Raw genomic sequence first — 20,887 nt, forward strand, 5'->3', positions numbered from 1 at the left:
GAAAATCATGGTAATATATAAAATGTTAATTTCATATATGAATATATACGTATAGGAGGAGAAATGATTTGTCAGATTTACAGACGAAGTTAGGTAGTGGAATGAATAAGTTACAAGAAGGAATAGAACAAGGGAAAATGAAGTTGCAAGTTGCACAAGAAATTGCTCAATTGAAAAAGGGAATGCAAGTGCAAATGCAGAAAAAAGCAGAGGTTCTATTAGAGGTTGGACAGCAAGTGTACGTTCAATTAAGAGGAAATGGAGTAAATGAAGCAAGCTTAAAAGAAATGATTGCTCCAGTTCAAGAATTTGATGTAGCTATTTATCAAGCAAGAAAACGCATTGTTGAATTGCAAAAACAACAAGGTGAAAAAGCTACATGTGAATGTGGTGGACCTTTATCAATAAATGATAAGTTTTGTGGTTCGTGTGGAAAGCCTAACCCAATGTTAGCAGTAGAAAATGAAGGTGAAACGGTAAATTGTATTTCATGTAATGAGCATATCGATAAAAACTCTACTTACTGTCCAGTTTGTGGAATTAAGCAAAGTGGGGAGTGAATTAAATGTATTGTCGCACATGTGGAAAACAACATGGTGAAGAAGTAAATTATTGTCCAAATGAAGGTAGTATGGAGATTGCAGGAGCTATAGATGCAATAACATTAGAAAAAGATACTGCAAAATACTGCAAAGGTTGTGGCAATGAAAATGCTCAAAAAAATTTATATTGTCAAAGGTGTGGGTATTCTTTATTTGTTGCGAAGAAAAAAGAACAATCTGTAAAATTGCCTACAATGGATGGTGCTCCTAAAGTTGAATTTAAAGCAGATAAAGCCGTTTTACAAAAAGGTTTTATTGGTGGGGCTGTTGCAAGTATTCTCATGTTAATTGCTGGTTGGATTGGTAGTTTATTATTTGCTTCTATGTTAAGTGAGATGTTTAGCAAATTTGCGAAAGAATTAGAAATGTTGCCGAATTTTTATTCGAGTGCAACTTCTACGATGTTAAGTTATCATTTACTTGGTTTTACAGCTAACGACGATAGTGGATTGATATTTTCTTTATCTTGGCATACTCCATTTACATTACTATTAATCATTCCATTTATTATTTTCGCTGGTACAGGAATTTGGTTAGGGAAGCAGCATGTTGCGAAAACGATTAAAGATCAAATTTTTATGGCATCAACAGTTGGTATTATTTATGGCGTCTTTTTATTCATTATAAGTTTTATAGCATCACAATCTTTTGCAATTCCATTCTCAGATGCAGGTAAGATTACGGTTGGCTATTCAGCGATTAAGAGTTTATTGAGTGGTTTTGTATGTGGGACATTATTTACCTTATTAGGATTTATTGCTCATACAAGCAAAAACAATATGGCAGCAGCATTTCAAGAGTTAATGCCATATGGAGCGTCTGTTTATTACGGTGTTTCAGCTATGATAAAAGGACTTTTAGTAACAGCGGTAGCGGTTTGTATTATGGCGTTAGTAAGTAAGGAAGATGGTATTGAACCATTAAAAGAAATAACAACTTTAAAATCTGAAAGTACATTATTAGCATTAGAGTTAACACCTCAATTATGGAGTATGGCTCATTTTGCGCCGTTAGAAGTATCAAGTCCAGCACTTAGTAAGGAATTTACTGAAATTGGTAAGAAATCAAAAGCATATGAGAGCACACTATCGTTTTCATTTATATCAGGCGTCTCTGTAAATGGCGTAGAGCTCAGAGAGATATTGATTTCAAAAGGAGCAAATGAGGAAAGCCTTGCAGAATTTGATAAAGTGAATAACGTATTCCATTATGGTTTATTACTGCTTATTATTCCATTGTTCTTTATGTTTAGAGCGGGAAGAAAGTTAGCTAAATTACCGACTGCCAATATATATATTACATTAGCGGTATGCAGTGGTTCTTACACAATTATGATGATTATAATGAATATGATTTCTAAGTTCCAAATTAATGTTTCAGGAACTGTAACAGGTTTATTTGGAACAAGTGGAACGGTATTATCTATGCAAAATTCATTTATATATTTAACTTTGTTTAGCTTGATTGTGACATATGTAGCAGCATTTGCTGGAATGAAATTAGCTAAAAAATAGGAGGAGAGCACGTTGAAGTTTTGTGGAACATGTAAAAAGAACGTTGCAGACCATTTAAACTTTTGTCCTGAGTGTGGGAGTAAAGTAGAAGTAATCGTTGATAACACTGCTGCTTCATATACAGAATTACAAAGCGAGACAAAACCAGTGAAAAGTAAGAAAAATGTATTTTTAATCATTGGTTTAGCTATTATTGTTATTTTATTATTTGGGGCATATAAATTTGGAGCATATAAGTTTTCAAAAGAAAAGCAAGTAAATGTAATGATTGAAGCATTCCAAAAGAAAGATATTAACGCAATTGATGAGTTTGTGAAAGCAAATGATTCAAGCTTAAAGATTAAGACAGAGGATATTAAAGCGTACATGCGTTATTTAAAAGAGAATCCTTCTTACAACAAACAATTGTTGTCTTATTTACAGAAAGAGACAGTAGATCAAAAGTTAACAAAAGATAAACCTGCATTTAAAGACGGGGAAATAGTAGAAGAGGGAAAAGAGTGGTTCTTATATCCAAAGTATAAGTTCAGCATGAAATCTTATTATATGAATGTAAGTACAACTGCAAAGAATGCAGAAATATATGTGAATGACAAAAAAGAAACAGAGCTTTCTAGTGATAAAAATTCGAAAGAGTTGGGGCCATACTTCCCAGGTACATATGTTGTAAAGGCAACGGCGAAGACAGAACTTACTGAATTAGAAACAGAGAAAGAAGTAGATTTAGCGGATGAGCAGAGTGAGAAAGTGAAAATTGATTTATCGCTTGAAGGCAAGTATGTAAGCATTTCTTCTGATGAAAGTGATGCAACTGTATTTGTGAACGGGAAAAAACGTGGAAAATTAAGTTATGGAAGTTATAAGCTTGGTCCTGTATCCACAGATGAAACAGTAGAAGTACATTTAGAGAAAACTACTGATTTTGGTGTGATGAAATCTGAAAGTATTAAAATTGGAGACCAAAGCACGTATTACTTAAAATTCCCGAAAGAAACATCAAATTCAGCAGTGGGCGAATTTGTAAAAAATCATATTTATGATAACGTACGTGCAATTTCATTAAATGATTTTAGTTTAATTGAAAATAATTATGATAAGAGCGGGAAATCGTATAAGGAAGACCGTGATTATATACAGTATTTACACAAAAAAGGAATTACAGAAGACTTATTAACGATGGAAGTTCGTAATGTAGAGCGTCAAAGTGATACGAAATATAAAGTAACGACATATGAAGAGTATCACATTCGTTACGGTGATGGATCTGTGAAGTTCAAAAGTTTTAATAACGAACATATTGTAACTGTGAATGGAAATGGAAAGATGCTGTATCATTCTCTTGGTGCAAATAATACGTTGAAATCAGAAGATGTATCTGGTCCAACTCGTTAATATGAGAGAAGCTGTTCAATATTTGAACAGCTTCTTTTTTGTAGCTAAATCGATATTTCTTGTCAAACCGTTGATATATCGTAAGTTATGATAGATATAATTGAAAAATCGTTGATATATTGCGATTTATGATAGATATATTCGGAAAATCGTTGATATATTTTTCTTAAACTTTGTTCATGAAGGGAAAATAAAAAAGATATCACTTAGCCGAAAAATCCGGCGAGGTGATATCTTTTTTTTCAATTATGAGTGCGTTTCTTTTAATATCGCTTGTACATACGGATCATGTAATATTTGCTCTATAATTGGCAACATATTTTGTTCAAATGGAATGTCGATAGGAAATGGTTTTTGAGAGCCTGGTTTTATTCCATATTGCACAATTTTGTAATGTGTATTGTTTTCAGACTTGAGCACAATTAACTTATAGCGATTATCATCGCCAGCGAGTGAGAAATCAATAGAAGTAGCGTTATATGTTACTTCATCTTTATATATGTACGGCTTTGGCGTACCAATCCAGTCTACTTTTGCTTGTACATTCATGGGCATAGCCTCCTTATATGTATTATAAATAAATAAAAGCCAGCTCTCAATAAAGAGAACCGGCTTGTAATTTAGCAGTCATTGGTTATTTTAAAATTTTCACTTTAACAGTTTTGCGTCCCCATTTTTGAGCAGCGCTATCTGATCCAAGTAAGATGTCGATACGGTTACCTTTAATTGCACCACCAGTATCTCCAGCGATAGCTTCTCCGTAACCTTCTACCCATACTTTAGATCCTAATGGGATTACTTTCGGGTCAACAGCGATCATTTTCATGTTTGGATTCGCAGTTAAATCATGACCCATTGCAGTTAATACACGGCCGCCATATGTGCCACCGTTTTCGCTCGGGTGAGCTGTATATGCTGTAGCTACAACTGTTAACTCACGACCACCAGATGGTGTGCTAGTTTCAGCAGCTTTCACAGCAGGCTTAGCAGCTGGTTTTGCTTGTGCTGCAGGTGCTTGAGCCTTAGCTGGTGCTTCAGCTTTAGCAGGAACAGTCGTTTCTTGTTTCTCAATTACAGGTGCTGTACCTGTTAAGAAAGGAACATGAACATAAGCTGTTTTCCCGTTATATTCAAATTGTAACCACTCATTTTGTACTTGGTTCGTTGTTTCGATTACATCGTCTTTCTTCAACTTTCCAAGAATTTCTGAGTTTGTGTTCGCTTCAGCACGTACGTTTAATACGTTAGCTGTTACGTAGTAGATGCTTTTTGTGAACTCTGCACTTACGAATGCGTCTTTACCGTCTAAAGTAACTTTTGACCATCCGTTCTCTGTATTTTGAACATCTATCTTATTACCGTTTAGTAATTTACCGACAACTTTTGATTCCGTAGTAGGGTTTTCGCGTACGTTTAGTACGTCTGTTGTTACAACAGTTTCTGCATTAGCAGATGATGTGAAAATCCCAAGACCAAAAACTGCTGCTGTTGCTATACCAATTAATTTTTTCATGATAGCCTCCATTGCGTTTGTTTTCGTGTCCTCATTATAGCAACAGATTTTTTCGGATTTGGGGAAAACACACAATTACAAACCATTCGTAATAAGTCGTTAACATCCTGTAATATAACAAAAAATATAGGAAAGCGTTTTTCATTCTATATGACTCATAGGTTTCTAGTTATATTCAAAATATTTAATACAACATGTTTTTTTCGACGTAAATAAGAATGTTACAGGAATGTTACATGATGTTTACTAAACGATTACATTCCTTGAGTATTTTACCGTTTTATGGGTAATATAGTTATATAAACATAAACATTTTGTTTGTGAAGCTATAAACACGTGCTATATACTAGCAAAAAAACCGCATAATTGTTACAAAACGAAAGGGTTGCAAGGAAGAACTTTGCCCTTTTTTACATATGTAACACATCCTTTTTTAGGAAAATACATTCCTATCCGCGTTTTTCTCACACAATTTGACAGCAGTATTTCTAACTTGTAGCTCTTGCAGAGTGAAAAGGTTATACGAAAGGTAAGGCTGTCCATAAGAATTCGAATTGGTGAAGGTGAAAGTAAGAAAATCACCGCAAAATTATAGTTTTCTATCCGATTTTACATATCGGAATTTATGTTATTTACAAAAACGAAACCTACGAAGGGGGATTTGATGAGGAAACTGACAAAAACATTCATCGTTTCATTAACATTATGTATTGCATTTACAATTTGGGGGATTATTCCCGAATCTATTATTGGAAAAGGTAGCTTAGGAAATGTAACAACCGCAATTCAAACTGCATTAGTTAGTAAGTTTGGCTGGTTTTATATTATTTCCGTTTCTATTATTTTAGGTGTATCTATCTTTTTAATTGTTTCGAAATACGGTTCTATTCGTTTAGGTAAAGATGATGACGAACCTGATTATAGTTATATGACATGGTTTGCTATGTTATTTAGTGCTGGTATGGGTATTGGCTTAGTTTTCTGGGGCGTTGCCGAACCATTAAACCATTTATACGCACCTCCGTTTGGAGATAGCGCAACTGAGGAAAGTGCGCGTCTTGCACTGCGTTTTTCATTTTTCCATTGGGGATTACATCCTTGGGGACTATATGCGTTTGTAGCGTTATGTATTGCTTACTTTACCTTTAGAAAAGGAAAAGCAAGTACGATTAGTGCGACAGTAGGTCCGTTATTTAAGGGCGGGGAACACGGGCGTATTGCTCATTCATTTGATGTGTTAGCTGTTTTCGCAACTGTGTTTGGTGTTGCAACATCATTAGGTCTCGGTGCAAAACAAATTGCAGGTGGTGTTAGTTATTTAACATCTATCCCGAACTCATTAACGACTCAGTTAGTTATTATTGCAATCGTAACAGTATTATTTATGTTATCTGCGCAAACAGGTCTTGATAAAGGAATTAAATATTTAAGTAATACGAATATTATTTTTGCCTTTGCACTTATGATCATTGTATTATTTGCAGGTCCAACAAACTTTATTATGAATTACTTCACTTCAACAATCGGTTCTTATATTCAGGAATTACCAAGCATGAGCTTCCGTTTAAGTCCATTGGATGAAGGTGGAAATCAATGGATTCAGTCATGGACAATTTTCTATTGGGCATGGTGGATTGCGTGGTCACCGTTCGTAGGTACGTTTATTGCTCGTGTTTCACGAGGTCGTACGATTCGTGAGTTTGTTATCGGTGTGTTACTTGTGCCGACCGTAATTGGTGCACTTTGGTTCTCTGTGTTCGGCGGTACTGGTATTCATATGGAGCTGTTTGGTGATGCACATATCTTCGACAAAGTGAAAGAAATGGGAACAGAAGTAGGATTATTCGCTATGTTTGATCAGATGGGCAGCTTTGGATCAGCTTTATCGGTTTTAGGTATTTTACTTATTGCAACATTCTTTATTACATCTGCAGACTCTGCAACATTCGTTTTAGGGATGTTAACGACACATGGTAGTTTAAACCCACCAAATCGTATTAAAATGATTTGGGGTATCGTTCTAGCCGCGATAGCTTCTACGCTATTATATATTGGCGGATTAGAAGCATTACAAACAGCAGCTATCATTGCAGCATTCCCGTTCGTCTTTGTTATTTTCTTTATGATGGCAGCATTATTTAAAGAGTTACAAAAAGAAGGACGTATGAAGCGTCATTAATAATAGAAGGAAAAGAGCTGATTTCATATCAGCTCTTTTTTTATCCCTCTATTTGCTGAGCAGTAAGAACCCCACCTCAAAATTCAGCAAAAGCAAATAAATCGAGCTGCTTGTAAAAGCCCGATTGGTGATGGCTAATGAAAGTTTCACTTTATATAGAAGGAATTTGAAATGCGGGTAGGGGAAATAAAATACTTTACCATATAAGTAGTATGCCTTTTATACGAAGAAAAAACGATAGGTTTCGACAATATTCGATACCTTACGAATTCTATTCGTATTTTTGTCAAAAATATGTCGGAAATGTGTTGTCACGTTTATATATATGTGCTATATTATTTCCTGTAAGCGATTTCAAATAGTTTTAAAGCGCATTCAAGGGGGACATCTAGAATAATGAAACGTTACGAAAGAAAGTGGAAGCATATTTGTTTGAAACGTGTGGCACATCGTAGTGTCCAAGAAAGCACGGAACCTAAGACTGAAACGCGCAAAGAACAGCAAGAGAAGCAATTGGTTCTACAAAAATAGCAATCACTTTTTCGTATATAAATGAAGGTCGATCGTTCGTTGGGGGATGGACGTGAAATTACTTTCAGCTAAGGGGTATTGTCTGATATATAATTTATACGGCAATAAATAAGCACAGAGCATACGGCGCTCTGTGCTTATTTTTATTTATCTTTTTTGAATCGAACTGTCTTATCCCAGCCAATGACTTGTTTCTTGCTCTTTGCACGTAAGTATAAGATTAAGCTACGAATAAATAAGTACGTAAAGAGCTGTGCGTACGTAAAGTACATAATAACGCTAATAAAAATATTAGTCGGTGTAAAGGTTCGTTCGACACTCTGGGCACTAAATAATTGAGAAACATATGTAATATATGCGACATACCACATAAATAGTAGCGGAATGCTATATTGAATTTGGAATATCCCGAGTAGCCCAATTACAAACCAAACGTTCGAAATGATTAGGAATAGCCAAAATACAACATACACTAGAACTTGTTGTAAGGAATGGACGAGAAGTTTTCCTTTAAAGAAACTTAATGATGAGAACATTTTTTCTAAAATGTATAAATTTCCTTGGAGCCAACGTGTACGTTGTTTAATAAGGATTTTTAAATGCTCTGGTTCTTGTTCCCAAGTAACTGATTCTGGGACGATTGGTAAGAGATAACCTTTTTGTGTAATTCGTAATGTTAATTCGGCATCTTCTGCAATTGCATAAGGGTCATAGCCACCAAGCTCTTCTAGTGCAGAGCGACGAAGAAGCATGTTTGTTCCTGTCAGTGAGCCTGTTTGGAATAGTAACCAGCGTCCAGATTGCATAAGGAGCTGGAAGATTTGAAATTCTAGCGAAATCATTCGCGTCAGCCAGTTTCTTTTTTCATTTACTGTACGAACATGTCCAACAGCCCCAACAGCATCTTCAGTTGTTTCAGCGTGCTCTACAAGCATTCGCAGTGCGTGTGGTTCAGGCTGGTTATCTGCATCGTAAACACAGAAGTATTCACCATCTGAAATACTAAGGCCATAGTTTAGTACACGTGATTTACCCTTCGGTTCACCGGGTGGAACACGAATGTGACGAATGTGGGCATAAGCTTTGTCGAAATCATCGCCGATTTCAGGTGTTTCATCTTGAGAGTTATCATTTAATAAATAAATGGTTAGCTTTCCTGGATATTCAATCTTCGCCATTGCCTCTAAAGTATCTTTAATAACGACCCCTTCATTATGAGCAGGGATGAAAATATCGACGCTCGGATAATGTTCTAATGTACGATCTTTTCGTTTACTATTTCGGTGAATTAAGCCCGCAATTGTTAAGAAAGAGTAGTAAACGAGTAAGCCAGAGAATAGAAAGGCCGTAAAAATAAGAACATATTTAATTGAAAATGTGATACTGATCCAAAAAACGAGTACGCAAAACAGAAGAAATAAAAGAAGTATAACGAGAGTCATCATAACAATGTCTGTCCTTTGTTTCCAATTTGCTCACGTGAAATTTTTATATCTCGGATTGCTTCAGCTGCAAGCCATTGCTCCATTTTTGGCTTTAGGCGGTTCATTACAATATCAGCACCAGCTTCATTTGTGTTTTGTAATAAAATAACTAGCGTATTATTATCATATTCAGCAGCAAGGTCAAAATCATTCCTTACGGTTTCAACTAATAAGGAAGCTACACGGTCCATAACACTTTCCTTCGTATATTTACTAAAGGAAGTGAAATCAAAGTAAACAATAAAGCCTGTTTCATTACGACGATTCATTGCAGTCGTTAATAACGCTTGGCGTCTCTCGAATTCTTGTCTCGTTAGTAATTTTGATTCTCCAATATATTGTTCCAACGTTCTCACACGCTCAGTCAAAGTTTTATTTTCATGAATCACTTTTTTCAATAGGTGAGTTGTTATGTATACAATGAAGAAGTTAGCTGCCATCAGGAAGTGGGTAATCATATATTGCCATTGAACTGATGTACTCCATAAATGAAGCCATGCTTCATAAAATAAATAAAATACGGAAATGATGGTTCCTAGTATGAAGAAAATAAATGCTGTTTTGTCAGCTAAAAATAAGAATAGTACATTTACGATTACGTATATTATTGTAAAAATGAGCGCATGCTCATAATTCGTCACATGTACAGTAGTAAAATAAAATACAATTTGTAGAATCCACATAGAGAGGATTTTATAGAACTTATCTTTCACAAAACTTTCCTCCTTAAAGCTATTTCATCCATAGATACTTGTAGTATGCGCAATTATTAAGAAATTGACTATGTCTTTAAATTCTTTTGAAGGGCAACAACAAGTAGTATTTCTATTTTCATCAGAAAAATAAAAAGATCTAAACATTATTGTATCATAATGTTCTTATATTTGGGATAAGGTGGTTGATAGATATATATAATACGCTTGGATTGCATGAAAAAAGTCTTCTCTTGGAGAAAGAGAAGACTCTATATAAGTTTATAGGAACATCATACCTGCAACTGCTGCGTTTAAGAAGTTCGCTAATGTACCAGCGATAACTGCTTTAATCCCTAATTGTGCAATTTGTTTACGGCGAGTAGGAGCTAGCGTTCCTGTTACACCTAACTGAATTGCGATAGAAGAGAAGTTTGCGAATCCACAGATTGCGAATGTTAAAATTAGATTTGTTTTGTCAGAGAACTCTGCCATGTGTGGTCCTAAGTTTGCGTATGCAACGAATTCGTTGATTGCAAGTTTTTGACCGATAAAGCTTGCTGCTTGTACAGCTTCACCTGGAGAAACACCGATTAAGATTGCAAATGGTGATAATAAGTAACCGAAGATTAAATCAAGGCTAAGTTTAATATCGAACCAAGAACCAACCCATCCTAATAATCCATTTAATAAAGCGATTAATGCGATGAAAGCCATTAACATTGCTGCTACGTTAATAACAAGTTGCATACCTTCAGATGCACCGCGTGCAGCTGCATCGATAACGTTTGCATCTTCACGTTCTGTAGAAAGTTCAACGTTATTATCTACTTTTTCTGTCTCTGGCATGATTAGTTTTGCAATTAATAAGCTTGATGGAGCTGCCATAATTGCAGCTGCTAATAAGTGCTCTAACGGAATACCCATTGCTGCATAGCCGACAAGAACGGATCCAGCAACAGCTGTCATACCGCTTACCATAATAGTGAAGAATTCACTATTTGTTAAGCGTGCTAAGTAAGGTTTAATTAAGATTGGAGCTTCAGTTTGTCCTAAAAATACAGTCGTTACTGAGTTTAAGCTTTCTGCTTTAGAAGTGCCAAGAAGTTTACTTAATGCACCACCAACGACGCTAACAAATTTCTGCATAATACCGAAATGATATAAGATTGCTACTAATGAACTAATAAATACGATTGGAAGTAGTGCTTGAATAAAGAATACAAATCCCCAAGGTCCTTTTGCGTTGACTAAATCCCCAGCAACGAACTTAATTCCCTCGTAAGAAAAATTAATTAATCCTTGAACACCGTCAGCAGCGTGTTTTAAACCTGCTTTACCAGCATCCCATCGTAATACGATAAATGAAAATGACATTTGTAATGCTAGCGCAATTAAAATTGTACGCCAATTAATAGCTTTGCGGTTGGAAGATAGTAAGAAAGCAATTGCTAATACTCCAATCACGCCGCCAATTCCCCATAAAAGATTCATGCAGTGTATGCTCCTTCCTCATAGTAAAAAAGTGTATAAACCAGTTGTCTATACTTTTGCGAATATACATCTTAAGTAACTTATCATAATGGACATCGGAGGTCAAACGTCTAACGAAAAGTTTAAATAAAAAGAAAATTCTTCAAAAAAACACATATGAAATGAATGGACATGAAATAGGTTATGTTTTTTATGAGAATATATACATTATGATAACGTTATGGATTATTTTTGCAGAATAAAGTGTATGAAATGGAAGAATGGATACATTATTTTTATAGAGAGAAGGTAGGAGAAAGGGAGCAATATGTTGAACTCATAGCAAAAAGCCTTCTAGTAAACTAGAAGGCTTTGAAACTATTAATTAAGGTGCTTTCGTGTATCCTAAGAAGTGGCTCTTCCAATAAGAGTTACTTAATGAAGCGATTGCTACACCTTTATCTCCAGCTTGGATAAATGATCCGCCCCCAAGGTAAATACCCATGTGAGAAGGACCTGATTTATAAGTGTTTTGGAAATAAATTAAGTCACCTGGTTGTGGATTTGAAGTTTGTGGTAGGCTACTCCAATATCCCGCAACACTTTGACGGCTAATGTTATGACCAAATTTCTTAAATACGTGGTAGATGTAGCCACTGCAGTCTACGCCGTTAGCAGAAGTTCCGCCCCAAACGTATGGTACACCTTGCATTGATTTTGCATATGCAAGTACGGAAGAACTGTCGCCACTATTATTGCCTGTATTATTGTTGTTATTGTTTTGATTGTTATTTTGGTTATTGTTAGGCTTATTATCTACTGCGCCTCCAACTGGTGTTTTAGATAGGTAACGTGTTCCGATATAACCATTTTGACCGTTGTAGTTAATTTTGCTCCATCCAGAGTTTTCAGAGATTACTTGAACCTTCTGACCTTGTGGAAGTGCGCCTATGATTCTATAATTTGTACCTTCGCCGCTACGTACATTTAGTGCAGAAGCATTAATGTAATAGTCGCCAATTGCACCTTGGTTAGGTTTTTCAGGTTGTTTTGGTTGCTCAGGAGTAGTAGTGCCACCTTTAACGAATTTTACAAATTCGCTACTAACAAAGCCTGTTTTTCCTTGGTAATTTACTTTAAACCAACCGTTTTCAGATCCAACTACGTTTAATGTTGTACCGTTTAAAACGCCACCAATTACACTATGGTAAGCGGCAGGGCCTGTACGAACACGTAAAGATGTAGCGTTAACTACGTAAGAACCACCAGTTTGAATAGTTCCATTATTATTGTTTTGCTCTTGTTTGTTGCCTTCTGTAACGTTTTCGTTAGAACCGCCTTTTGTTACGTAGTCTTTGCTTATATAAGCAGTTTGTCCTGCGTAATTGATTTTGAACCAATCTTGAACTTCGCCGACAACTTGTACTACTTGTCCTTTTTTGACAGAACCTACAGTTGTGTGAGAAGTGCTAGGACCTGTACGAACGCGAAGGGAAGATACATTTACTGTATAGTTTCCGCTTGCTGGTTTTACTTCTTGGTTGTTATTATTCGTATTGTTGTTTGAAGAACCCCCATTAGAAGAAACGCCAGATACGAATTCGCCACTTACATAACCTACTTGTCCATTATGGTTAATTTTCACCCAACCATTTTCTTGTCCAATTACGTTTAATGTTTGTCCTGCATATACACGTCCAGAAACAGAACTAGAAGTGTTAGGAGCTGTACGTACACGTAATACATCAGCAGTAACTTTATTGTTTCCACCTGTGCTTACATTGTTGTTTGCTGCTCCACTTTTTGATACAAATTCGCCACTAACAAAGCCTGTTTTTCCGTTAATGTTAATTTTGAACCAACCATTTTCTTCGCCAATCACGTTTAATGATTGACCGTTATAAACACGTGAGATGATGTCGTGAGAAGTGCTTGATCCCGCACGAACATGTAAGACGCTCGCGTTTACCGTATAAGATGAGTTGTTTGACGCAGAAGCTTGGACAGTTGTAGCAGCTTTTTGTGTATTTTGTTCAGGTGCAGCTTGAACACTATCAAGTGTAGGTGCTGCTCCTCCTGCTACAGACACTGCCGCAAGACCGGCAAGATACTTTTTCATAATTTGTCGATTCCTTTCTGTCTGTAATGTAGTGAAGAAATATTTACCAACTGTTAAAAATTCTAAAGAGCATGTCGATTACTGTCAAGGCTTATGTGGGAATCTGAATATGACAAAAAGATTACAAGAAAAAATCAAGGCATAAATTTACACCTTGATTTCCATTTAAATGCATATATTGAATATGAAAGGACAGAAATTATTCGTGTTTAAGAAGATGACATATTGGATTGTAACAAGATTTTATTAAAAGATTTTTGCAGTTTTTTGGTGATAGGTCCAACTTGCCCATCTTGAATCGCGGTTCCATCAAGGTGGGTCATTGGTAAAATTTCAATCGTTGTGCCTGTGAAAAAGCATTCATCTGCTTGATAAACGTCACGAACGCTGAAAAGTTCTTCCTGTACAGGTATGTGAAGAGTATTCGCTAAAGAAAGGACATATTGACGAATAATGCCATTTAAAATAAGGTGATTGGCTGGATGTGTGTAAAGGGTCCCGTTTTTAATTAAAAAGAAGTTGGAATGACTTCCTTCCGTTACAATACCATTCCTTACGAGAAGTGCCTCTTTACAGCCTTTCCGTTCAGCTTTCGTAGCAGCTAGTACGTTTGGTAATAAATTTAATGATTTAATGTCACAGCGTAACCATCGAGTATCTGGTTCTGATATAGCGCGTATACCATATTCGATCCATAACGCTGGTCTTTCTTTTTTTGTAATATAGGCATAAATTGTCGGAGGGTTGTCATATGAAAATATATGTGTGCGAGCTTGTACACCGCGAGATACTTGCAAATAAATTGTGCCATCTTCGTGGAAATGGTTTCTTTCAATTAATTTGTAAAGTAAAGTGATGAGTTCAGCTTTTGAGAAAGGGAGCGATAATTCTATTTCTTCCATGGATCGATATAATCTCGTTATGTGCGGATCTAATAAGTGAAAGTTCCCTTTATATAGGCGAATAACCTCGTAGACACCATCTCCGAACTGCAAACCTCTTTCTTCAAGTTCTATGTACGTTTGTTGTTTTGTTGTATCAATAACTTCATCATTCCAAAGTACAAATTTTTCGTATGCCAATTTCCGTCCCATCCTTTCGTAAGTACGTAAGTAACGTGAAACTTTCATTCATGCGAGATAAGAATCACTATAGTAATTTTTATGTAAGTAATTCTCTACATATGCCCGTAAATGCCCGATTGGTGAGGGCTGATTAAAGTTTCACTTTACAGCATTTTGTATATACAAATTCGAAAATAAGAATGAGAATCCTGCTTTTAAATAAAAAAAAGCAACATTCTTATGGAATGCTGCACAAGGAGGGTAGCTATCTTTCATAGGGACATTGTCTCGTTGAATGCTTTGTGTATGGAAACAAAACATGTTGAAAGACAATTATAAGAAAGTAGAAACAAAAGATTTACACATTTCTTTAAGGGATCTTACGAAAGATGAGAGATAAGAAATATGTAGAACCTTGTTTACATATTTTATTATAGAGATTCTTCATTAAAAATATGTGAATATTTGGTAAAGGTTATGTAATTTTAAAGTTAATGAATATAAGTAGTTGTATGGAAGAAAATAAAAAAAGAGGCTGAGATTACTCAGCGCTCTTCTTTTCTTCTTTAATAGCTGTTTTTACTTCACCAGTTTTGATCTTATTACTTTCAGAGAAGCGAAGTAAGTCACCTTCAATGATTTTATCAGACATGTTCAATTCATTTTGGGCACGATCAATTAGTGGTTGAGATTCTTCTTTCGGTAATTGTACAACTTCGCCAGTAGCACGGTCGTAGAATGTACTGTTTGTGTACATGTATTTATCTGTAACGAAGCTACCGTCACGAAGAACAACAAATCCTTTATTATCAGGTGAGAATACATCATGACCGAATCGAACGTCATTTGTAGAATCTACACCAAGTAAGTTTAGAATAGTTGGTTTAATGTCAATTTCACCAGTTGGTTTCGAAATTGTTTTACCTTCTTTTTGACCTGGAACGTGAATAAACATCGGTGTTTTTTGTAAGTTCATATGGTCAAATGCAGTGATTTCTTCTTTTCCTAAGAACTGTGCCATTGCACGGTTATGGTTTTCAGAAATACCGTAGTGGTCACCGTAGAATACGATTACTGAGTTGTCGTAAATACCTTCTGCTTTTAGACGCTCAATAAAGTGTTTCATTGCTTCGTCTAAGTAACGAGCAGTTACCATGTAACGGTCAAATACTCCATCACCAGAATTATATTCGTCGATTAATTTTGTACTGTCATCGTAAGTGAATGGGTAATGATTCGTTAAAGTAAGGAAGCGAGTATAGAATGGTTGCTTCACTTCTTTCAACATATCAATAGATTGATCGAAGTATTCGATATCTTTTAATCCCCAGTTTAATTTTGTTTCCGGCGTAATCTTGTAATCAAGCTCGTTGTAGTAACGATCATAACCAAGTGCTGGATACATAATGTTACGGTTCCAGAATGTTGCGTTGTTTGCGTGGAATACCGACGTGTGATACCCTTGCTGACGTAAAATTTCTGGAGTTGCTGTATATTCATTGTTACCGTGTGTGAAGAATACAGCACCGCGGTCTAGTGGATATAACGAAGTATCTACTAGGAATTCAGCATCAGATGTTTTACCTTGACCAGTTTGATGGAAGAAGTTATCAAAGTAATAACTTTCTTTCGTAAATTGGTTTAAGAATGGTGTAACTTCTTGTCCGTTAACTGTGGCACCAATTAAGAATGTTTGTAATGATTCAAGAGAGACAACAATTACGTTTTTCCCTTTTGCAGTACCGAACATATTTGGATCTGGTTTACTTTGTGTTGTTTTTACGTAGTTTTCTGTTTCTTGTAATTTACTACCGTCAGCGAATGCTTTTTGTGAACTTGATTTTGCTTGTAAGCCAAGATCGTATACTTGGTGTACATATAATCCTAAGTTTTTAACAAGCATAACGCGGTCGAATGAACGTGTTAATAGTTCTGGGCGTTCAGCTTCTGCAAGTCCTAAGTTTGCGAAGAAAATAGCAACTGTTGATACGAAGTATAGAGAACGCATCGGGCGTGCTACACGCTCTGTAGGTGCAAAGTTTTTCATTTTCTTCAACAGAACGAAGAAAATGATAATGTCTGCAAATGCAAGAATAATTTTGTAGTTAAATAATTCTTTCACACTAGAACCTAAACTTCCGAAGTTAGATGTTTGTCCGAGTACTGGTAAAGTAACGAAGTCATTGTAGAATCCGTAGAACATTACGTTACCAACAAGAACGATTGTTAAGATAAAATTAATTCCTAGTGCTATATAGTTACGTTTTTTCCCTTTTGCAAATAATGCAAGACCAACAAGCAGTAATGATGCTGCTAATGGGCTAAGGAATAAAATGAATTCTTGCATGAAAGATTCAAGTTTTAAATCAAAACTTGTGCGTGTAATAATGTAAGTTTTCAGCCATAAGGCTAAAGCTACGAATACAGTGAAACGCACATTTTGAAATTGTGATTTCAAGGTTTCTTTCATTCATTTCCACCCTTTCTCTATCAGGCTTGGTCGATTTTGGAGCGAAAAATGCTAAAATAAAAAATACATAGTTTTCTTGGCCATAATTAAAGGTTCTATATTCACCCATATACGACTATAACTATGCATACCCTTTTGGTTTCTTTTGTTGCTCATAAGCATAACGTCATTTCTGTATTATACAACAAAATTCATTTTTGAGAAACACTATAACATTTTACATTTTTTGTATAAGATTTGTCACTACCAGAGAAAACTTTAACATTCGTTTATATGTCCGTCAACTAGAAAATATAACAAAGATAGAGCAGAATGTTAAGTGGAAGTGAAAATTTTCTTTGTTGAGAAATAAGAAACGAAGATGGGCAAGGGTTATCTAGAAATCTATTATATGAAGGAAATTGTGTAAAAATTAACGAACACTTGTTCTTTTTTAGTTTGTTTGTTACAATGAAAGTTCATTGATAGGTTTTGTGTAATTTCCATGAACTTTTACTGATAACATATTGTAGCTTATTTCTTTTTAAAAATAGGGAGGCTTTTACATGAAACAAAAATTTTCAGTTGAAGCGTTTTGGAAGAAAGTAAAACATGTTGCAAAGCAAGCAGGGCAGTCGGTCATTTATACAAGTTTATTACTGTTTTACGTTTTGCAAAGACCCGATGTTCCAAAGCGAGTGAAAATTATTGTAATTGGAGCACTTGCTTATTTTATTGCACCGATTGATGCGATTCCAGATTTCATTGCTGGAATTGGCTATACGGATGATTTAGGGGCGTTAACGGCCGCACTAATACAGGTGTCGTTATACGTCAATGAAGATGTGAAAGATAAGGCACGAGTGAAGTTGGCAGAATGGTTTGGTTCGGATATAGACACAACATTTATCGATCAGAAATTAGGTCAATAGGTGAAACCTGTCATAAGGTGACAGGACGAACGTAAGCGAGGAAGTGCATTATGCCATCAGGAAGAACGCATACGAAAATAAACTTAATATCCCTTCCGGTTGTTTTGTTTTTGCTTTTTTCGTATGGATTAACAAATTTTGATTTTTTATTAACTTTTGCAATTGGTTTTTTAGTAGGTACTTCATTTTTAACACCGGATTTAGATACGTACAGTAATGCTTATAACAAATGGGGTTTCTTACGTATATTTTGGTATCCTTATAAAAAAGTAATGCCGCATCGATCTTTCTTTACGCATACGATTATACTTGGTGATGTGATTCGTATTGCGTACATGTTAATCGTCTTTTCTCCATTTTTATTTCTATTAAATGTAATCGCACTGGATGGTAATTTAATAGAAATTGCGAAGAAACATGAGGTTGAAATTGTAACGTTCTTAATGGGAATTGTTGTGGCAAGTACGCTTCACATTATAGCGGATAAAGTGAATACGCGCCGAAAGAAAATGATGAGAAAAAAGAAGAAACGCAGAAGATAAAGTGAACGGAAAAGGACCCTTGCAATTTGCAAGGGTCCTTTTTTAAACAAACGTTTGTTTAAAATTAAGCTTTCAGTACTTTAATTCCTTTTACAATGTTCCAGATGAAGTAGTATAAGCTGATGATTCCGCAAATAGCTAAGACAATCATTGATCCAATTCCAAGTGTTATATCTGCTTGTTCAGATCCCATGCCCATAATTCCTAAAATGGCTACGCCGATAAATGTAGCAATACTTGGAATGATGTGTGTCCATAGAGCACGTTTTGCATGTGGCTTTGTTTCAGCGTCCCCCACAATCCAAACGATAATTGGGAATAAGATAGGGGCAAATAGTACACTAAAGTACGATAAAGCAGCTAATATTTTGTTTCCATTCATATATATCACCTCATAAATAATGTCCGTTGTTATACTATTATTATGCAATAAATTTTGCAAGCTTTCTATCGATGAACATTACAGGAACATGACGATTTTGTAAGATTTTTTTGTTAAATGATAAAATTTTCAAAAAAATCTTTTTTAATGGAAATTGTTATGGTACAGTATAAATGAAAGTCATTGAAAACGTTTTCTTAAACGTTTTTTTATTTTAGGCTTAAAGGTATGATGACCTGATAGTCTATTGATGGGGTTATTCTATTTAAAAGGGGATTCTTTAGGGGGAGAGAACAATGAACACATGGACACAAGTTTATGATCCATTCGGAAACATTTGGATTTCGGCAGCGGTCGCACTTATTCCGATTATCTTTTTTTTCTTAGCTTTAGCAGTTTTCCGCATGAAAGGGTATGTGGCAGGATTTATTACAGTTGTACTTACAGTTTTAGTAGCGTTATTCGCTTATAAAATGCCGTTCACGATGGCAATGGCAGCGACCGGATATGGTTTCTTATACGGATTATGGCCGATTGCTTGGATTATCATTATGTCGGTATTTTTATATAAAATTTCTGTAAAAACAGGTCAATTCGATGTGATTCGTGCATCGGTATTATCGATTACAAACGATCATCGTCTACTCGTTATTTTAATTGGATTTTCATTTGGAGCATTTTTAGAAGGAGCGGCAGGATTTGGAGCGCCAGTAGCGATTACAGCAGCGCTTCTTGCGGGTCTTGGGTTAAATCCTTTATACGCAGCAGGTCTTTGTTTGATTGCAAATACTGCACCAGTGGCGTTCGGAGCGATGGGAATTCCGATTACAGTTGCTGGACAAGTAACAGGTATTGATCCACATAAAATTGGACAAATGGCTGGACATCAATTACCGTTCCTATCATTATTTGTTCCATTCTTTATCGTATTTTTAATGGATGGATTTAAAGGGATAAGACAAACGTGGCCTGCGTTACTTGTAGCGGGTAGTTCATTTGCAATTACGCAGTTCATTACAGCGACATTTTTAGGGCCGGAACTTCCGGATATTACATCGGCACTTGTAAGTTTAATTAGTTTAGCGCTGTTCTTAAAAGTTTGGCAGCCGAAAGAAATCTATCAATCCGAGCAAGCAAATAGTGAAGTAGCAGCAACAACGACAGCGGCATCGATGCCGAAATTAACGTTTGGAAAAGTAGTAAAAGCATGGTCTCCATTTATCGTATTAACGGTTATGGTAGTCATTTGGAGCCAAAGTTTCTTTAAGGCATTATTCGCTCCAGGAGGGGCTTTAGCAAGTCTTGTATTTAAGTTTGAAATTCCAGGTCTGCATAATCTAGTAATGAAAGCAGAGCCGATTGTAAATAAACCAACGCCTTACGAGGCAATTCTGAAGTTTGATGTATTATCAGCAACCGGAACGGCGATTTTAATTGCTTGTATCATTTCCATGTTTATTTTGAAAATGAATGTAAAAGATGCAGTAGTGACATTTAAAGAAACGTTAAGTGAATTAAAAATGCCAATTCTATCAATCGGATTCGTACTAGGGTTTGCATTTATCGCAAACTATTCTGGTCTATCTTCTACGTTAGCGTTAGCACTAGCAGGAACTGGCGGACTATTCCCGTTCTTCTCGCCTTTCTTAGGCTGGATTGGCGTATTCTTAACAGGGTCTGATACGTCTGCGAATGCACTGTTCTCGAATTTACAAGCCATTACAGCGCAGCAAGTCGGCGTATCTGAAGTGCTTCTCGTTGCAGCAAATACAACAGGCGGTGTAACAGGTAAAATGATTTCTCCGCAGTCGATTGCGATTGCTTGTGCAGCAGTTGGTCTTGCTGGAAAAGAATCGGATTTGTTCCGTTTTACAGTGAAGCATAGTTTGTTCTTCGTAATTATTGTTGGTATTATGACTTATGTTCAGGCTTATTATTTAACGTGGATGATTCCATAAACAACAAAAGAAATAAATTTTTATTTTTCCAAATTATGGTGTATGATGGAAAAGTGTTGAA

Annotated in this window: 16 protein-coding genes; 7 read left to right on the forward strand and 9 right to left on the reverse strand. The window is 35.7% G+C overall.

What is annotated here, in order from left to right:
- Positions 1 to 68 precede the first annotated feature (68 nt).
- The 3 genes from MRP26_RS13165 to MRP26_RS13175 are packed head-to-tail and all read left to right on the forward strand — an operon-like array spanning position 69 to position 3,508.
- Positions 69 to 560, forward strand: coding sequence for a zinc ribbon domain-containing protein (locus MRP26_RS13165; RefSeq protein WP_001281749.1), 492 nt, complete (start codon positions 69 to 71; stop codon positions 558 to 560).
- A 5-nt stretch (positions 561 to 565) separates the two neighbouring features.
- A complete protein-coding gene (locus tag MRP26_RS13170; RefSeq protein WP_242806198.1) occupies positions 566 to 2,116 on the forward strand; it encodes a zinc ribbon domain-containing protein in 1,551 nt (516 codons plus the stop codon).
- A gap of 12 nt (positions 2,117 to 2,128) precedes the next feature.
- Entirely contained in the window at positions 2,129 to 3,508 is a 1,380-nt protein-coding gene (locus tag MRP26_RS13175; protein WP_197233088.1) for a zinc ribbon domain-containing protein, read from the forward strand.
- Between the two features lie 246 nt (positions 3,509 to 3,754).
- On the opposite strand, the gene MRP26_RS13180 is transcribed toward MRP26_RS13175, so the two are convergent.
- Positions 3,755 to 4,057: a DUF3910 family protein gene (locus tag MRP26_RS13180; RefSeq protein WP_001102539.1), complete on the reverse strand. Its 303-nt coding sequence runs from the start codon at positions 4,055 to 4,057 to the stop codon at positions 3,755 to 3,757.
- Between the two features lie 85 nt (positions 4,058 to 4,142).
- Complete coding sequence (locus MRP26_RS13185; RefSeq protein WP_000733343.1) at positions 4,143 to 5,021, reverse strand: cell wall-binding protein EntA; 879 nt, start codon at positions 5,019 to 5,021, stop codon at positions 4,143 to 4,145.
- A gap of 664 nt (positions 5,022 to 5,685) precedes the next feature.
- On the opposite strand from MRP26_RS13185, the gene opuD reads away from it, so the two are divergent.
- Entirely contained in the window at positions 5,686 to 7,200 is a 1,515-nt protein-coding gene (opuD, locus tag MRP26_RS13190; RefSeq protein WP_001229103.1) for a glycine betaine transporter OpuD, read from the forward strand.
- 674 nt (positions 7,201 to 7,874) lie between these two features.
- Here opuD and MRP26_RS13195 read toward each other — a convergent pair.
- The 6 genes from MRP26_RS13195 to MRP26_RS13220 all read right to left on the reverse strand — a co-directional run bounded on the left by MRP26_RS13195 (position 7,875) and on the right by MRP26_RS13220 (position 17,033).
- A complete protein-coding gene (locus MRP26_RS13195) occupies positions 7,875 to 9,176 on the reverse strand; it encodes a glycosyltransferase family 2 protein (protein ID WP_000988751.1) in 1,302 nt (433 codons plus the stop codon).
- Positions 9,173 to 9,928 carry a nucleotidyl cyclase domain-containing protein gene (locus MRP26_RS13200; protein ID WP_000653228.1) on the reverse strand — a complete coding sequence of 252 codons (756 nt, stop codon included), beginning with the start codon at positions 9,926 to 9,928 and terminating at the stop codon, positions 9,173 to 9,175. Before MRP26_RS13200 ends, MRP26_RS13195 begins: the two co-directional genes overlap by 4 nt.
- A gap of 261 nt (positions 9,929 to 10,189) precedes the next feature.
- On the reverse strand, positions 10,190 to 11,401 hold the full coding sequence (locus MRP26_RS13205; RefSeq protein ID WP_001051020.1) for a NupC/NupG family nucleoside CNT transporter: 1,212 nt from the start codon (positions 11,399 to 11,401) through the stop codon (positions 10,190 to 10,192).
- Between the two features lie 364 nt (positions 11,402 to 11,765).
- Positions 11,766 to 13,499 carry a C40 family peptidase gene (locus MRP26_RS13210; protein ID WP_078401582.1) on the reverse strand — a complete coding sequence of 578 codons (1,734 nt, stop codon included), beginning with the start codon at positions 13,497 to 13,499 and terminating at the stop codon, positions 11,766 to 11,768.
- A 209-nt stretch (positions 13,500 to 13,708) separates the two neighbouring features.
- Entirely contained in the window at positions 13,709 to 14,593 is an 885-nt protein-coding gene (locus tag MRP26_RS13215; RefSeq protein ID WP_075717958.1) for a D-amino-acid transaminase, read from the reverse strand.
- Positions 14,594 to 15,104: 511 nt separating this feature from the next.
- Complete coding sequence (locus tag MRP26_RS13220; protein WP_000665343.1) at positions 15,105 to 17,033, reverse strand: LTA synthase family protein; 1,929 nt, start codon at positions 17,031 to 17,033, stop codon at positions 15,105 to 15,107.
- A gap of 545 nt (positions 17,034 to 17,578) precedes the next feature.
- Between MRP26_RS13220 and MRP26_RS13225 the strand changes: the two genes are divergently transcribed.
- Positions 17,579 to 17,944 carry a YkvA family protein gene (locus MRP26_RS13225; protein WP_000810378.1) on the forward strand — a complete coding sequence of 122 codons (366 nt, stop codon included), beginning with the start codon at positions 17,579 to 17,581 and terminating at the stop codon, positions 17,942 to 17,944.
- Positions 17,945 to 17,994: 50 nt separating this feature from the next.
- Positions 17,995 to 18,486 (forward strand): metal-binding protein, encoded by a 492-nt coding sequence (locus MRP26_RS13230; RefSeq protein WP_001139059.1) that lies wholly within the window; start codon positions 17,995 to 17,997, stop codon positions 18,484 to 18,486.
- A gap of 64 nt (positions 18,487 to 18,550) precedes the next feature.
- On the opposite strand, the gene MRP26_RS13235 is transcribed toward MRP26_RS13230, so the two are convergent.
- The gene (locus MRP26_RS13235; RefSeq protein WP_053563349.1) at positions 18,551 to 18,868 is read right to left on the reverse strand and encodes a magnetosome magnetite crystal formation protein family; all 318 of its coding nucleotides are present in this window, start codon (positions 18,866 to 18,868) and stop codon (positions 18,551 to 18,553) included.
- Between the two features lie 296 nt (positions 18,869 to 19,164).
- On the opposite strand from MRP26_RS13235, the gene lldP reads away from it, so the two are divergent.
- Positions 19,165 to 20,826 carry an L-lactate permease gene (lldP, locus tag MRP26_RS13240; RefSeq protein ID WP_023523515.1) on the forward strand — a complete coding sequence of 554 codons (1,662 nt, stop codon included), beginning with the start codon at positions 19,165 to 19,167 and terminating at the stop codon, positions 20,824 to 20,826.
- The last annotated feature ends 61 nt before the right edge of the window (positions 20,827 to 20,887 follow it).

The organism is Bacillus sp. CCB-MMP212 (genome assembly GCF_022748145.1).
Taxonomy (GTDB): domain Bacteria; phylum Bacillota; class Bacilli; order Bacillales; family Bacillaceae_G; genus Bacillus_A; species Bacillus_A cereus.

Coding starts and splice junctions, on each gene's coding strand:
- opuD (WP_001229103.1), top strand. CDS start 5,686: ATGAGGAAACTGACAAAAACATTCATCGTTTCATTAACATTATGTATT.
- lldP (WP_023523515.1), top strand. CDS start 19,165: ATGAACACATGGACACAAGTTTATGATCCATTCGGAAACATTTGGATT.
- MRP26_RS13230 (WP_001139059.1), top strand. CDS start 17,995: ATGCCATCAGGAAGAACGCATACGAAAATAAACTTAATATCCCTTCCG.
- MRP26_RS13185 (WP_000733343.1), bottom strand. CDS start 5,021: ATGAAAAAATTAATTGGTATAGCAACAGCAGCAGTTTTTGGTCTTGGG.
- MRP26_RS13220 (WP_000665343.1), bottom strand. CDS start 17,033: ATGAAAGAAACCTTGAAATCACAATTTCAAAATGTGCGTTTCACTGTA.
- MRP26_RS13180 (WP_001102539.1), bottom strand. CDS start 4,057: ATGAATGTACAAGCAAAAGTAGACTGGATTGGTACGCCAAAGCCGTAC.
- MRP26_RS13225 (WP_000810378.1), top strand. CDS start 17,579: ATGAAACAAAAATTTTCAGTTGAAGCGTTTTGGAAGAAAGTAAAACAT.
- MRP26_RS13215 (WP_075717958.1), bottom strand. CDS start 14,593: ATGGGACGGAAATTGGCATACGAAAAATTTGTACTTTGGAATGATGAA.
- MRP26_RS13210 (WP_078401582.1), bottom strand. CDS start 13,499: ATGAAAAAGTATCTTGCCGGTCTTGCGGCAGTGTCTGTAGCAGGAGGA.
- MRP26_RS13195 (WP_000988751.1), bottom strand. CDS start 9,176: ATGATGACTCTCGTTATACTTCTTTTATTTCTTCTGTTTTGCGTACTC.
- MRP26_RS13205 (WP_001051020.1), bottom strand. CDS start 11,401: ATGAATCTTTTATGGGGAATTGGCGGCGTGATTGGAGTATTAGCAATT.
- MRP26_RS13170 (WP_242806198.1), top strand. CDS start 566: ATGTATTGTCGCACATGTGGAAAACAACATGGTGAAGAAGTAAATTAT.
- MRP26_RS13235 (WP_053563349.1), bottom strand. CDS start 18,868: ATGAATGGAAACAAAATATTAGCTGCTTTATCGTACTTTAGTGTACTA.